Source organism: Mucilaginibacter sp. PPCGB 2223, from assembly GCF_001705515.1.
Lineage (GTDB): Bacteria > Bacteroidota > Bacteroidia > Sphingobacteriales > Sphingobacteriaceae > Mucilaginibacter.
On record NZ_MDJS01000002.1, the window covers coordinates 609,558 to 624,733 of the forward strand.

The window sequence follows — 15,176 nt, forward strand, 5'->3', positions numbered from 1 at the left end:
CAATTAAATGAGTTTTTTATGGCTTTATTGTTTTAATTTTGCAATGTTTCACTGATTTATTTCACATGGATCGTCTAAATTATGTTAACAGCGCCAACGCTGCCTATATTGATACCCTTTATCAAGCTTATCAACAAGACCCCGAATCGGTAGAGTTCGGCTGGCAAAAATTCTTCGAAGGCTTTGATTTTGGCCGGGGCTCAGAGTCGGCCGAAATTGGTGGCGCCACCACCGCCCCCGAAAGCAACGAGCACTTCTTAAAAGAGATCAACGTACTCAATATGATCAACGGGTTCCGTTCGCGCGGGCACCTGTTTACCAAAACAAACCCGGTTCGGGAGCCGCAAAAGTACTTTCCCGGTAAAGAACTCGAAACTTTTGGCCTGAGCGATGCCGACCTGGATACCGTTTTCAACGCCGGTGTTGAAGTAGGTTTAGGCGCGGCCAAACTACGCGATATACACGACCTGCTGGAGCAAACCTATTGCCAGTCGATAGGTGCCGAATATAAATACATCCGTAACCCGATAAAAACCAAGTGGTTTGAGGACAGGATGGAGAAGGAACGCAACACGCCGCACTTCTCGATCGAAGAGAAAAAACGCATCCTCAATAAACTGAACGAAGCCGTACTGTTCGAGAACTTTTTAGGCACTAAATTCCTGGGTCAAAAGCGGTTCTCGCTCGAAGGCGCAGAGGCTTTAATTCCGGCCCTCGATTCGGTTATCGAAAAAGGCGCCGAACTGGGTTTGGAAGAATTTGTGATCGGTATGGCGCACCGCGGCCGTTTAAACGTGCTGGCCAACATCATGAAAAAAAGCTACAAAGAAATTTTCAGCGAATTTCAGGGTAAAACTTTCGAAGATGATTCGGCTTTCAGCGGCGACGTTAAATACCACTTAGGTTACTCGAACGATATCAGCACCAACAGCGGTAAAAAAATACACCTGAGCCTTTGCCCTAACCCGTCGCACCTTGAGGCTGTCGACCCGGTTGTTGAAGGTTTGACCCGGGCTAAACTCGACTTTAAATATGGCCACGACTTTAGCAAGATCGCACCTATATTAATACATGGTGATGCTTCGGTTGCCGGTCAGGGTATTGTTTACGAAGTTTTACAGATGATGAAACTGGATGGTTACCGCACCGGCGGCACCATTCACCTGGTGATCAACAACCAGATCGGTTTTACCACTAATTATAAAGACGCCCGTTCGAGCACCTACTGTACCGATATTGCCAAAACCGTGCTCTCGCCTGTGTTCCATGTTAATGGTGATGATGCTGAAGCCTTAGCTTACGTTGTCAATATGGCAATGGAATATCGCCAAACTTTCCACGAGGATGTGTTTATCGATATCCTCTGCTACCGCCGTTACGGTCATAATGAGTCTGACGAACCTAAATTCACCCAGCCCTTATTATATAAGGCCATCGAATCGCACCCTAACCCGCTGCAGATCTACAACCAGAAGCTGTTGAGCGAAGGCGCTATCGGCGCTACTTTGGCTGCCGAGATGGAAAAAGCTTTCCGTGGCAAATTACAGGTGATGCTCGACGAATCGAAAGCCGAAGAGAAATTTACGCAAAGCAAGCCGATGTTTGCCGGCGCCTGGAAAGGCCTGCATATTGCTGCCGAAAAAGAAATAACCGAACAGCCGGATACTGCCATCAGCGAAAAGGAGTTTTTAGCGATAGGCAACAGGATAACCGAGCTGCCGAAAGATAAAGAGTTTTTTAAAAAGATCGAAAAGCTGTTTGAAGAACGCCGCAAAATGGTGACCGAAACCCGCACTTTCGATTGGGCCATGGGCGAGCTGATTGCTTACGGTTCGTTACTGCGCGAAGGTTCACGCGTTCGCTTAAGTGGTGAAGACGTTAAACGCGGTACTTTTTCACACCGCCATGCAGTATTAACTTTAGCCGATAGCGAAGAGGAATACACGCCTTTAAATACTTTAGATAAAGCTGCCAAATTCGATATCTACAATTCGCACTTATCCGAATATGGCGTTTTGGGTTTTGAGTACGGTTACGCTTTGGCCGATCCGTCAACCCTAACCATCTGGGAAGCCCAGTTCGGCGACTTTTTTAACGGAGCTCAGATCATCGTCGACCAGTACGTAGCCAGCGCCGAAACCAAATGGCAGCGCGGTAACGGTTTAGTAATGTTACTGCCGCACGGTTACGAAGGCCAGGGCCCAGAACACTCGTCGGCACGTATCGAACGTTTTATGGAGCTTTGTGCCGATAACAATATCCAGGTTGCCAACTGTACCACGCCGGCAAACTTCTTCCACGTACTGCGCCGCCAGTTACACCGCGAGTACCGCAAACCACTGGTAATCTTTACACCTAAAAGCTTGCTGCGCAGCGCCGCTTGCGTATCTACTATTGACGAGTTTACCAAAGGCAGGTTCCGCGAGCTGATTGACGATGCTTACGTTACCGAAAAGGGCGTAAAACGCGTACTGTTCTGCTCAGGTAAAATATATTACGACCTGCTCGAGAAACAGCAGGCCGACAAACGCAAGGATGTGGCCATTGTTCGTATTGAACAGTTATACCCGACCCCAATGCAGCAGATGCTGAAACTTAAGGCCAAATATGCCAACGCTACCGAGTTTATCTGGGTGCAGGAAGAACCTGAGAACATGGGTGCATGGCCTTATATGTGGCGCAAGTTCCGCAAAACCGATCTGGTGCTGGATGTGATCTCGCGCAAGGAGGCCAGCAGTACCGCTACAGGTTATGCTAAACAGCATACCTCGCAGCAATTGTATATCGTAGGTAAAGCTTTTGAAGCACCTGTTACCGAGACAGCTAAAAAAGCAGTTAAAAAAACGGTCGAAAAAATGGCCGAGACAAACGCAGATTAATTTGTTATACCATATCATATTATGAGTTTAGAAATAAAAGTTCCGCCGGTGGGCGAATCGATCACAGAGGTTACTTTATCACGCTGGATTAAAAAGGATGGCGATGTAGTGGCGATGGATGAAGTGATTGCCGAATTGGAATCAGACAAAGCTACTTTTGAACTAACTGCCGAGCAAGCCGGAACTTTAAAAACTATTGCCAAAGAGGGCGACACCATTGCAGTTGGCGCGCCTGTTTGTATTATTGAAGACGGTGGCGCGGTACCGGCTAAACCGACCGCTGCCCCAGTTGCCGAAGCAGTACCGGCCCCAGTTGCCGATAAAGCCCCTGTTGCAGCTCCGGCAGCAGTACCTGCCGGTAAAACTATCGAAGTAAAAGTTCCGCCGGTAGGCGAGTCGATCACCGAAGTGACCCTATCGCGCTGGCTGAAAAAAGATGGCGACACCGTTGCTATGGACGAAGCCATCGCCGAACTCGAATCAGACAAAGCTACTTTTGAGCTAACTGCCGAACAACCCGGTACATTAAAAACCATTGCTAAAGAGGGCGATGTATTGGCTATTGGTGCCGTTGTCTGCAGTATCAGCGCTGGTGCTGGTGTTCCGCTTGCTGCTCCTGTAGCACAACCCGCTGCTGCTGTAACTGCTACTCCGGTTTCAGCACCCGCTCAATCAGCCTCAAACTACGCATCGGGCACACCATCGCCTGCTGCAGGTAAAATATTAGCCGAAAAAGGTGTCGACCCTGCTTCGGTAAGCGGTACGGGTGTTAGTGGCCGTATCACTAAAGAGGATGCGCTGAATGCACAAAAATCTGCCCCTGCGGCTCAACCGGCAAAGCCGGCAGCCGCTGCTCCGGCACCGCAGCCTATTGCGGTAGCGGGAGCAAGAAACGAAAGACACGAAAAAATGTCGCCGCTGCGTAAAACTGTTGCCAAACGTTTGGTAGCTGTTAAAAACGAAACCGCGATGCTCACCACCTTTAACGAGGTCGACATGTCGCCGATTATGGAGCTGCGCAGCAAATACAAAGATAAATTCAAAGAAAAACACGGTGTTGGTTTAGGCTTCATGTCGTTCTTCACCAAAGCGGTTTGCGAGGCTTTAAAAGAATGGCCCGCAGTAAACGCCCGCATCGAAGGCGAAGAGATCATCTACAGCGATTTTGTAGATGTATCTATCGCGGTATCTGCTCCTAAAGGCCTGGTTGTTCCGGTTATTCGCAATGCCGAAGCAATGAGCCTGGCTGATATTGAGAAAGCCGTGGTTGTTTTAGCAGGTAAAGCCCGCGAAAATAAATTAAGCCTTGCCGAAATGACCGGCGGCACATTCACCATCACCAACGGCGGTGTATTCGGTTCGATGATGTCGACGCCGATCATCAACTCACCGCAGTCGGCTATATTAGGTATGCACAACATTGTTGAGCGGCCGGTAGCCGTAAACGGACAAGTGGTTATCCGCCCGATGATGTACCTGGCCCTGTCGTACGATCACCGCATCATCGACGGCCGCGAATCGGTAAGCTTCCTGGTACGTGTAAAACAATTGCTGGAAGATCCTGCGAGGTTGTTGTTAGGCGTGTAATTTAGATTTGACAACTTTTTAAAAGTTGTCAAATCTCTCTAAAATTGATATAAAAAGAAACCCGGTTTATCCGGGTTTTTCTTTTTATGAATTATGAAGTTGTCATTTCGAGCGAGCGTAGCGACGAGAAATCTTTACCGTCATATAACAACGGGTAATTACTTCTCAATTCACCGGCTGCGCTGGCTTACTCAGCATATTAATAAACAGCTTATAAGCCCCGGGCACACCCGCAGGCAACTGCCTGAAGAACGACAGCGAAGTATAAATAAACCTGCCTTTGCCATAATCCGTCATGATCAGCGAGCCGCTGTTTGGCGCTTCACCGGCGTCGTTCATCTGCAGCGGGGCCTGGTAACGGCTGTCGGCGCCGGTGGTAAAATATAAGCCGCGTTCCTGCACCCAGCCGTCAAAGTCAGACGGAACGATCTTGTTGGGGTAGTTCAGTACCGGGCTGTTCGGGTCGGTTACGGTTACTTTGGCATTCTCGTCGGTAACGCGCTGGTTTACCACACGGAAAGGGTACGGGCCGATATCATTCACCACGATACCCTGGTTGTTGTTGTATTGTACCAGCAGATTGCCGCCGTTTTTTACGTATTCCATCAACTTCGGCTGCTCAACAACAAGGCGGCTGTTTACGTTATAAGCACGTACACCGGTAACAATGGCATCATATTGGCCCAGGTCGCCGTTCATAATTTCTTTTTCGTCAAGCTCATGCACTTCGTAACCGGCCTGGCGCAAGGCATCGGGTATCAGGTCGCCCGCGCCATCAATATAACCGATCTTTTTACCGGCCAGTTTTAGGTTCAAATTGAGCAACTGCGCCTGTGCGGGCGGAAACAAGGTAATCACCGGGATATGCTCGTAGTTGATCACCTTAATACCATAATTATAAACCGTTTTGTTCATCCCGGCGGTTACCCCGGCCTCAACTGTCCCATTCTCGGTTTGGTTGCCGGTAGGGGTAATGGTAAAACGCTCTATCCACTCTTCGCCCTTGTTTTTATTCTTAAAGTCGATATTTTCCGGTTCCGATTTCCAGCCTTTGGGCAATTTTAGGTGGATACTGCCAAATGGCTCCTTACGGAAACTCTTCATCTTAACTACCAGGTTTTGTGGAACACCAGTATTAAACACATAAACCTGGCTGGCAATATTTGCCGTTACCGGAGGTGTAATTGCCACCGGTTGGTAAACCTCGCCGCGTACAGGGTCTACATATTTATAAACCAAACGGCGCTCAAAGCGTATAGGTTTGCCTTCGATGACAAACTCAAAACCCACTGACGGCAGATCGGGATTTTCGGGATTGCCCACCAATTGCTGATTAGAGATGTTATAGCTGCCAATGTTGTGCGGCGTTTCAAGCCAGTAAGGCTGGGTAAGTTTATCTGCAAATACTTTGCTGTTAACCGTTTGCAGTTGGTTGTTCTGCAGAGCCAGCGGCATCGGCTTGTTAACGCCGTTAGTTGTGATAACGGCCAGTTTAACCCTGTCGTTATACCGGTCGATGATCTGTGCCCTTACCGGGATACTGTCGCCAATGGCATAGGTGGGCTCGGCGGCATAAGCCTCAAACCACAGTCCGGCACAGGCAGCTATCAGGTCTTTCAACTCTTTTGTTTTTTGCTCGCGCCAGTAAGCGTCGGGTATTTTTTCGACGCGACCCAGCAATTGTACCAATGCAGGTACAGACCCTGCCGGATTGTTTTCATCAAAAGCTTTAGCAATGGTATTAACGGTTTGCTCAATCGGTTCGCCGTCTTTCACCCGGCGCCAGGTAGTGTTCACATCATCGAACAGGTCGGTACGAGGTACGGCACCCAGTATAGTTCTAAAATACTCGAAAGACTGCCCGCGTGTTTTTGCCGAACCAAATCCCTGGCTTTTATGGTTCGAGCGGCTGTCGGCAGCTATTTCGCCATAGCCTTTACCTAATAAAGCATTGTAAACGCCTACATCTATCTTAAACTGATCGGGCGCGGTAGTGTTGGCGCCGCCGAAATTAAAAGTGTTCCACAACAGGCGTTTGGCCTGCCATGGCTGTACGTATTGCAGTTGTTCGGGGAAGCGTTTCGGGTCGGCAGCAGCCGTAAAAGCCTCTTGCGCCAAAATAGCCGATGAAGTATGGTGCCCGTGCCCGCCTTCGCCGGTGGTAGGGAAGCGGCAGATGATCACATCGGGTTTAAACTTGCGGATGGTCCACACCACATCGCTCAATACTTTTTCGCGGTCCCATATTTTTAATGTTTCATCCGGGCCTTTTGAAAAACCAAAGTCGTTTGCGCGGCTGAAGAACTGCTCGGCACCATCAACGCGTCGTGCAGCCAGCAATTCCTGCGTGCGTACCAAACCCAGTAACTCGCTTTGGTCGTTACCGATCAGGTTCTGCCCGCCGTCGCCCCGGGTTAAAGCCAGGTAACCGGTACGGTAATGTTTCTCCTGCGCCAGGTAAGCCAGCAGGCGGGTGTTCTCATCATCCGGGTGCGCGGCCACATACAGTACGCTGCCTAAAACGTTGAGTTTTTTTAGCGACTGTTTGATATCGGTAAGTGATGCAGGCGGCGCGGTTTGCGCAAAGGCAGTGCGCGCCACAAGCAGCAATAGGATAGCTGAACTACGAAATTTCATAAGGGTGGTTTAATAAATGCCGAAAGATAACGAAAAGCTGCGGTAAGGTTTATGCGGGTAATGTAAATTTATGGTGATGAGATGTGATGGTTTTAGATTTGACAACTTTTTGAAAGTTGTCAAATCTTACCAGTTGTCGAACAAAAAAATAAAATAAGAATCTGCTCATAACTATGAAAATATGTCCCGTAGGGCTACCTATTTGCAGTATAAAATAATAGGTTTTTTCCGCCGCAGGTGCTATCCTTCTTGTTATACAGGGTGAATGGGGGTAGCCTCTAACGAGGCATAAAACATTTTTAATTAATGTTTCGACCACAAACGGGTAGTACCTACGGGACATATCTGCAAGTATGCGTGAGGGATAGAAGCGGATACCGGCCTTGTGGCTAACGCCTGTGCAGTATAAGCGTATAGCCCGACCCACTGGGGCACGCCCATAAAAGGATAATTAACAACTAAATCAAAAAATTACGAAATATTGTAAGTTACCGTACCTTTTAGCTCTCTCAATTTTTAAATAGTTTCCACCCCTTAGTCAGTCTCCGGCTTTTAATACCCGGCAAACTACGATAAACTTAACCTTTTCAACTTTCAGGTATCTCACCCTAAAAACAAACATATCCCGTTGAAATTCAATAACTAAGAAAAACATAATAAACCTGCCTTATGTTTAACAGGATGTTAATGCTATTGCGAGCAATTGTGACAATCCACATGTGTTTACAAAAAGATGACATAAACTTCATTTAATTAATCAATCGTTTGATTAATTTTGTATCGGTAATCAGAACAATGGAAAAAGAGAAGACAGATAAAAAGGATCATATCCTTGATGTGGCAGAAAGGATTTTTTCTGAATTAGGATATGACGGCGCCTCAACCCGGGCAATTTCGGGCGAGGCAGGCGTAAATATGGCCATGCTGAACTATTACTTTGGCAGCAAAGAAGGTTTATACCTGGCCGTTTTTGAGCGTAAGATATCGGCATTCAGAACCTTGCTGCAAAATATCGGCAGCGATGGCAGCATCTCGGCCTGGGACAAGATGGAACGCTGTATCGAAAACTACGTCGACCGGATTGTGAACAACAGTTGCTTTCAAAAGCTTATTAACAGGGAGCTCTTCAATAAACGGTCGGAAATAACCGATAAAATGACCGATATATTGATGACCAACGTTTATGAGATCAAAAAAATAATCCAGGACGGTATAGATAATGGTCAGTTCTACAGCGATGCCGACCCGGAAATGATCGTGATGACGATTTTCGGTACCAAAAATTATGTCGTCAACTCCCCGCATATCACATCGCGGGTATTGGGTATCGATATGCTCGACGACACTTACCTTGAGGTTAGTTTAAAACCCCGCATGAAGGTATATATGAAAAAATTGATAAAATCTTACTTAGTAAAACAATGACACCAAACAATCAAACCACTACATTCCTCTTAAAACAAGTGGCGCAAAAAGCAGCGAGATACGGCGTTATCTTATTGCTTTTGAGCGCATTAGGCATAAGCGCGCAGGCGCAGGAGCGTACTGTTACTATTAGCGAAGCTATTAAACTGGCGCTCGATAACAGCAAAACGCTTAAGCTGTCGCAAGCCAAGATCGATCGTGCTGTATCGCAATACAACCAGGCTAAAGACCGCGTACTGCCAACCGGTTCGGCGAGTTTTGCTTATAACCGTGCCGAAATACCGGCGCATACGCTCGATCTGGGCGGCTCGTCGATACACCTGCCAAGCAGCGCCGACGCTTACATTGGCTTAGCCGGCATACAGGAAACCATTTTTGGCGGTTACCGCTTAAAATATGCCCAGCTGTCAACCGATCTGTTAACACAGATAGCCCGCCTGGACGCCGAAAAAGACAAGGATCAGATAGCTTACGACGTGATCAGCGCTTATTACAATCTTTACAAAGTGCTGCAAAGCCAAAAAGTAGTAGCTCAGAACATCGCCGCAGTGGATCAGCAATTGAAACAGGCTCAGCGCTTTTTTGAACAGGGGTTGGTAACCAAAAACGATGTGCTGCGTTTCCAGCTGCAGCGGTCGAACATCGAGCTTAACGGCATCGACCTGGAAAGCAACCGCAAGATCATTAATTACAACCTGGATATTTTAATGGGTTTGCCCGAAAGCACAAATCTTAAAATTGCAGATATTAACGAAGCCGGCCGCAGCCTTGCCCCGCTTTCAAATTATCTGGATACAGCTATGGCTGCACGCCAGGAGTTGAAACAGCTCGACCTGCAAAATAAGGTTGCCGAAACAAATATCAAAACAGTGGCATCGCAAACCCTGCCAAACCTGTCGGTAGGTGCTAACCTGTATTATATCGATGCATCGGGGAACCCTATCCCGCAAGGCGGCAGTTACATTTTACCTATCACGCTTGGCGCAACGGTATCCTGGAACTTCGGCAACCTGTGGACAGCCAAAAACAAAGTGGCCGAGGCTAAGATACAACAACAGGAAACCGTGATCAGTAAAGGTATCACCATCGATAACCTGAAGAACGAGGTGAACCGCAACTATCAAAATTTTTTAACCGCGCAGGATAAGGTAAAACTGTTGCAAACGTCGATCGAACAAGCCGGCGAAAACAACAAGATACTCGAGTCGAAATACCAAAGCAATATCGCTTCGGCGACTGACAGGGTAGATGCGCAAACATTACTGTACCAGGCTCAGATAAACCTGGAGCTGGCTAAGGCCGATGCCGGACTGGCTTATTACACTTTATTAAAATCAACCGGAAAACTGAACAAATAAAATCAAACAATACAATGGCAAAGACATCAGAACACGAAGAAACAACCAAAAAGTCGAGCAAAGTAATGCCTGTTATTTTAGGGTTATTACTGGTAGCGGGTATCATTTTTGGCGTCAAAGAATACATATACTACAGCAAACACGAGGATACAGATGATGCCCAGATCGACGGCAACATCAGCCCTGTAGTTGCCCGCGTTGGCGGATATGTAGACAGTCTTTTATTCGAAGACAACCAACACGTAACTGCAGGCCAGTTACTCGTTAAATTAGACGATCGCGATTATAAAGTTAAACTGGAGCAGGCTGAGGCCTCGCAAAAAGGCGCCAGCGCTACTGTAGGCGTATCCGAATCGCAGATATCGTCAACAACGGCTAATGTGGCCGCCGCTTCGGCAAACGTTGCTACGGTAGGCGCAAACGTTGAGACCGCAAGGGTTAAATTATTACAGGCACAGCGCGATTACGAACGTTATGCCAACCTGGTGAAAGACGGTAGCGTGACCCAACAACAATTTGAGCAGGCACAGGTAACCCGCGATGCTGCCAGGGCCAGCCTGGTAGCCATGCAAGAACAATACAAAGGTGCACAATCGCAATTAAAGGCCGCGCAAGATCAGGTTGCCGGTACACGCAGCCAGTTAAACGTTGCCAATACCGGCGTTAGCCAAAAGCAAGCCGATATCGATTTTGCTAAACTGCAGTTAAGCTATACCCGCATCACCGCCCCTGCAACCGGTACGGTATCGAAAAAGAATGTACAAAAAGGGCAACTGGTACAGGCGGGGCAAACCCTGTTCTCGGTAGTTGAGGATGGCAGCTTGTTCATCACTGCTAATTTTAAAGAAACCCAGCTGGGCAACCTTCGCTCGGGCGAAAAAGTAGACGTCGAAGTTGACGCGTTGCCCGATCAGAAGATAGAGGGCGAAGTTTACAATTTTTCGCCTGCTACGGGTGCTAAATTTTCGCTGCTGCCGCCTGATAATGCTACCGGTAACTATGTAAAAGTGGTACAACGCGTGCCGGTAAAGATTAAGATCAAAGCTGCTGACGACGTAATGAAAAAACTGCGCCCGGGTATGAGCGTAAAGGTATCTGTAATATATAAAGACTAATTAATACAATTAATAATGGCTGAAACAGGTTTTAGGAAATGGATCATCACCATTACGGTTATCATTGCGGCCCTTTTGGAGCTCATTGATACCACGATTGTGAACGTATCCCTCCCTGATATGCAGGGTAACCTCGGGGCAACCCTCGAGGATATAGCCTGGGTGGTAACAGGCTATTCGGTAGCCAACGTAATTGTATTGCCTATGTCGGGCTGGCTGGGAAGCCGCTTTGGCAGGAAGAATTACTTTTTAGCATCAATTATCATATTTACTGCCGTATCGTTTTTGTGCGGTAATGCCACCAGTTTGAACGAACTGGTTATCTTCCGCATCATACAAGGTTTTGCCGGCGGCGGTTTGATATCAACCGGGCAGGCGATTTTGGTGGAGACTTGGCCCCGTGAAGAAATCGGTACAGCGACAGCTTTATTTGGTTTGGGCGCTGTATTTGGCCCAACGGTTGGGCCAACCATAGGCGGTTTTATTACCGAGCACTTTACCTGGCCATGGATATTTTATGTGAATATCCCGGTAGGTGCATTGGCCGCGTTTTTAACCGTAACCTTTGTAAGGGAGACGCCAAAAGATGCCAAAGGTAAACCGGTAGACTGGTGGGGCATCGCCCTGTTGGCTTTGGCGGTAGGCAGCTTGCAAACCGTGTTGGAAAAAGGCGAAAGCGAAGATTGGTTTGCGAAAACGTATATATTGATACTGACCATTACCGCAATACTTGGCTTGTTCTTCTTTATCTGGCGCGAGATGACTTTTGAGTTCCCGATCGTAAACTTTAAGATATTGCGGCACCGGAGTTTTGCCGTGGGTATGTTTACATCATTTGTTTTGGGCTTTGGCTTATACGGGTCGGTATTCGTATTCCCGGTGTTTTGTCAAAACCTGCTTGGGTTTTCGCCTCAGCAAACCGGTTTAATATTGTTTCCGGGCGGTATGTGTACCATCATCATGATGCCTTTTATCGGTAAGATGTTAAAGGGAGGTGTGCCGGCGCAATTTATGGCTACCGGCGGTATGATATTGTTCTTTGTTTTTACGACCATGCTGAGCCGCTCAACACTGGCATCCGGCACCGGCGATTTCTTTTGGCCGCTGGTGATACGCGGTGTGGGTATGGCTTTGTTGTTCGTGCCATTAACCACACTGGCTATTCAGGATTTGAAAGGGCCCGAGTTGGGACAGGGTACAGGTTTGAACAACATGATGCGCCAGTTAGGCGGTTCGTTCGGTATAGCGGCTTTAACAACGCTGATCCACATACGCCAGGGTTATCACCGGAGCATTTTGCTGGAGAACATCAACCCGTATAACAATGCTTACATCCAGCAAAAAAACGGGCTGATAGCAAACTTTATGGCTAAAGGCAGCAGTTTGATAGACGCTACCACAATGGCTATGAAAGCTATGGAAGGTAAAGTTGTGAGGCAGACCTTGTTGCTAACCTACGATGATGCTTACTGGGTAGCGGGTTTGATCATGCTGTTCAGTATACCTTTGATCTACTTGCAACCGTTTAAAAAATCTGTTGCTTTACCCGCAGATGCACACTAAAAATAAAAGCCGCTCATTGGTTTGATGAGCGGCTTTCCCCAAAAAAATTAACAATTAAAATCCTATTAAATCCTATTACACCGAACCGTTTTTACGGCCTTTGCCTAAACGTATTTTTCTGTGTTTTAAGAGTTTAATCTTATCCCATAAAATTAGCGTTTATTGAGGCAATAATCCAAATTTAATAGGGAAAATATTTTTTGCTTAAAAATAGGCTTCTGATAGTTTTAAGCAATAAATTCTACTGATGGTCGGCCTTGGCGCTCTTTAACAAGATTGTTACAATTGGCTTTTTTAACTTATCGTTATTATCCGGCTCTTTGGTTACCTGTATATTTTGTATTTGGTCGGGTTTAATAGCCATCATTTGATCGCGGGTAACCTCTTTCCCATTCACATAGTAAACCGGGTCGTTAACCTGCGTAGCAGCAGTTGTAGTTTTAAAATAATAATACATTTTACCGGCAGCTACCTGTTTGCTGCGGGCGCCGTCTGTATCGATGACCGGGCCTATAAAATGCGCCGGCCTTGTTGCCCGCCCTACAACGCTCACTGCACTTAACATTCGGCGCAGGGTATCCCGCCTAAAGTTGTTATCATCGTTATTGAGCTTAAAACTAACAGGTATTGTATACTGCACATTTACTGTGCGCCCGTTTTGGATACCGGGTCTCCATTTTGGCGATTCGGCCAGTACGCGTAGGGCTTCGTCGCCCAAACCGCTTCCGGGGTCGCGCAGCACTTTGAGGTTATCAATATCACCGTCTTTCTGCACCACGAATTGTAAAAAAACTTTACCCTGTACACCGTTCTCCTTAGCCAGGGCGGGGTATCTTAAGTTTTGCTGTAAAAACCGGGTTAAAGCCGCTTCGCCGCCCGGAAACTCGGGTTGAATTTCAACCGCAGTAAATACCTGATTGTTATCGGCCACCACTTTCTCCTCAGCAATTTTAGCCTTATCCTGCGGTGCGGGGGCTTCGGAAATATCTATTTTAATATCTTTCGGCTGTTGCCCGTCTATCTTTAATTCAGGCTGCTTATCTCCCGAATCTATCGTTACTTCGCCAGTGGTTTGTTTTTCGGGCATCGGGTTCATCAGGAAAATCTGCTCGGTTTTTTTATTGATGAGCCGTACTACATTGCTGTTTTTTACCGTCGCCGACGACAGGATGAGCATAGCCGCGAAAAGCGGTGCAGATAAACCATATTTCAACAGCTTACGGCGTTTCGACTCATCCTTGTTGAGCATGATGATACGATGCTTCAACAGGCTCTTATTAAAAAAGTTATTAGTGAGCTGGTGCGGCACGGCGCCAAAAGTCTGGCTTAATAACAGGTAAGCATACTCAGTTTTTGAAGTGCCGCGTTCGATGGCTTTTTTATCAGCAATGAACTCGTGCACATGCTTTATGGCCTTGCGGTAAAAATACACTACCGGGTTAAACCAGTTGATGATCATCACTGCTTCGATGAACAGCACATCGGCCGAATGCCATTGTTTGGCATGTACTTCCTCGTGGTCCATAATAGTTTGCTGCCCGGGCAAAGTGTCGTCAATTTTTATCTTACTGAAAAATGAAAACGCCGCCGATGATTCGAGGTTGCTGATGATTTTTTTAACCGACAGCAATTGGAAGAAAAACCTTCCCAATAAAAAAACAGCAACACCTATATAAATTACGGCGAACGCCTGCCCAATGGTAAAAGTAAAACCTTCTGCGGGTTTAGCCTGGTAAACCAGGTCGGGGTGGTAAATGGTGGCATAAATGGTTTGCTGCACCTTTTGGGTGATAAACAGCTGCTTAATCCAGCTGGATTGTATACCCGGTATAATAAACGATAAAAAGGCACCTGCAACAAGGTATGCCCTGTTTAGCTGAAAAAACGTTTCGTTGCGGAGCAGCAACGCGTAAAACCCATAAAACAGTAGCAGGTACAAATTTACCAGCAATAAATAGTGCCACCAGGTCATAGTAGTAATTGCTTACTTGTTCTTTAATTTCTCAATTAATTTCATGATCTCGTCGGCCTCTTTCAGGTCGATCTTTTCTTTTTTTACGAAGTACGAAAACATGTGCTGCACCGAATTATCAAAGTATCCGTTCAATAACTTTTCGGTAGCGAAGTTTTGGTACTGCTCTTTACTGATAATGGGGAAATACTCGTGGCTTTTGCCATGAGCAGTGTGATCGATAAAGCCTTTGGTCTCCAGTATCCTGATGATAGTCGATACGGTATTGTAAGCGGGCTTCGGCTCGGGCAATTCATCTATTACATCTTTAACAAACCCTTTTTTTAACTGCCACAGCACTTGCATCAATTGCTCCTCGGCACGGGTTAACTCTTTTATCTGCGTCATAAGTATAAAGCTACGAACTAATTAGTTAGTTGCGAAATTTTTGTGCTAATATCTGTGGATAATGAGTGTATTTAACAAAGTTTAACAATTGGGAAATTTTATGGGATGTTAAACCTGATATCGATAGGGTTTTTGACGGAGTTTATTCGAAAGGATTTATAATATGTACAGGCTTTTTAATTCAATCATTCGGACCGTTAATCATTGTTTTGGGCGTTCCCTGCGGGCCGGGCTGTTCCTGCCCGTCCGGCAG

Annotated in this window: 9 protein-coding genes; 6 read left to right on the forward strand and 3 right to left on the reverse strand. The window is 46.7% G+C overall.

Annotated elements, in window-relative coordinates; translation table 11 throughout:
* Positions 1-65 precede the first annotated feature (65 nt).
* Positions 66-2,879, forward strand: a complete 2,814-nt coding sequence (locus BEL04_RS13140; protein WP_066004581.1) for a 2-oxoglutarate dehydrogenase E1 component — start codon at positions 66-68, stop codon at positions 2,877-2,879.
* A 21-nt stretch (positions 2,880-2,900) separates the two neighbouring features.
* Positions 2,901-4,466: a 2-oxoglutarate dehydrogenase complex dihydrolipoyllysine-residue succinyltransferase gene (gene odhB / locus BEL04_RS13145; protein WP_066004583.1), complete on the forward strand. Its 1,566-nt coding sequence runs from the start codon at positions 2,901-2,903 to the stop codon at positions 4,464-4,466.
* A 165-nt stretch (positions 4,467-4,631) separates the two neighbouring features.
* Here odhB and BEL04_RS13150 read toward each other — a convergent pair whose 3' ends face one another.
* Positions 4,632-7,103: a PIG-L family deacetylase gene (locus BEL04_RS13150; RefSeq protein ID WP_066004584.1), complete on the reverse strand. Its 2,472-nt coding sequence runs from the start codon at positions 7,101-7,103 to the stop codon at positions 4,632-4,634.
* 795 nt (positions 7,104-7,898) lie between these two features.
* On the opposite strand from BEL04_RS13150, the gene BEL04_RS13155 reads away from it, so the two are divergent.
* Genes BEL04_RS13155 through BEL04_RS13170 form a run of 4 tightly spaced genes read left to right on the forward strand, consistent with a single transcriptional unit; the run spans position 7,899 to position 12,564 of the window.
* The gene (locus BEL04_RS13155) at positions 7,899-8,528 is read left to right on the forward strand and encodes a TetR/AcrR family transcriptional regulator (RefSeq protein ID WP_066004590.1); all 630 of its coding nucleotides are present in this window, start codon (positions 7,899-7,901) and stop codon (positions 8,526-8,528) included.
* Positions 8,525-9,886: a TolC family protein gene (locus BEL04_RS13160; protein ID WP_083227915.1), complete on the forward strand. Its 1,362-nt coding sequence runs from the start codon at positions 8,525-8,527 to the stop codon at positions 9,884-9,886. The genes BEL04_RS13155 and BEL04_RS13160 overlap by 4 nt, the downstream gene beginning before the upstream one ends.
* Before the next feature lie 14 nt (positions 9,887-9,900).
* On the forward strand, positions 9,901-11,001 hold the full coding sequence (locus tag BEL04_RS13165; RefSeq protein ID WP_066004593.1) for an HlyD family secretion protein: 1,101 nt from the start codon (positions 9,901-9,903) through the stop codon (positions 10,999-11,001).
* 15 nt (positions 11,002-11,016) lie between these two features.
* On the forward strand, positions 11,017-12,564 hold the full coding sequence (locus BEL04_RS13170; RefSeq protein WP_066004595.1) for a DHA2 family efflux MFS transporter permease subunit: 1,548 nt from the start codon (positions 11,017-11,019) through the stop codon (positions 12,562-12,564).
* A gap of 241 nt (positions 12,565-12,805) precedes the next feature.
* On the opposite strand, the gene BEL04_RS13175 is transcribed toward BEL04_RS13170, so the two are convergent.
* Together BEL04_RS13175 and BEL04_RS13180 are read right to left on the reverse strand one after the other, a co-directional pair.
* Positions 12,806-14,536 carry a M56 family metallopeptidase gene (locus BEL04_RS13175; protein WP_066004597.1) on the reverse strand — a complete coding sequence of 577 codons (1,731 nt, stop codon included), beginning with the start codon at positions 14,534-14,536 and terminating at the stop codon, positions 12,806-12,808.
* Positions 14,537-14,548: 12 nt separating this feature from the next.
* On the reverse strand, positions 14,549-14,923 hold the full coding sequence (locus BEL04_RS13180; protein ID WP_066004599.1) for a BlaI/MecI/CopY family transcriptional regulator: 375 nt from the start codon (positions 14,921-14,923) through the stop codon (positions 14,549-14,551).
* Positions 14,924-15,176: the final 253 nt, after the last annotated feature.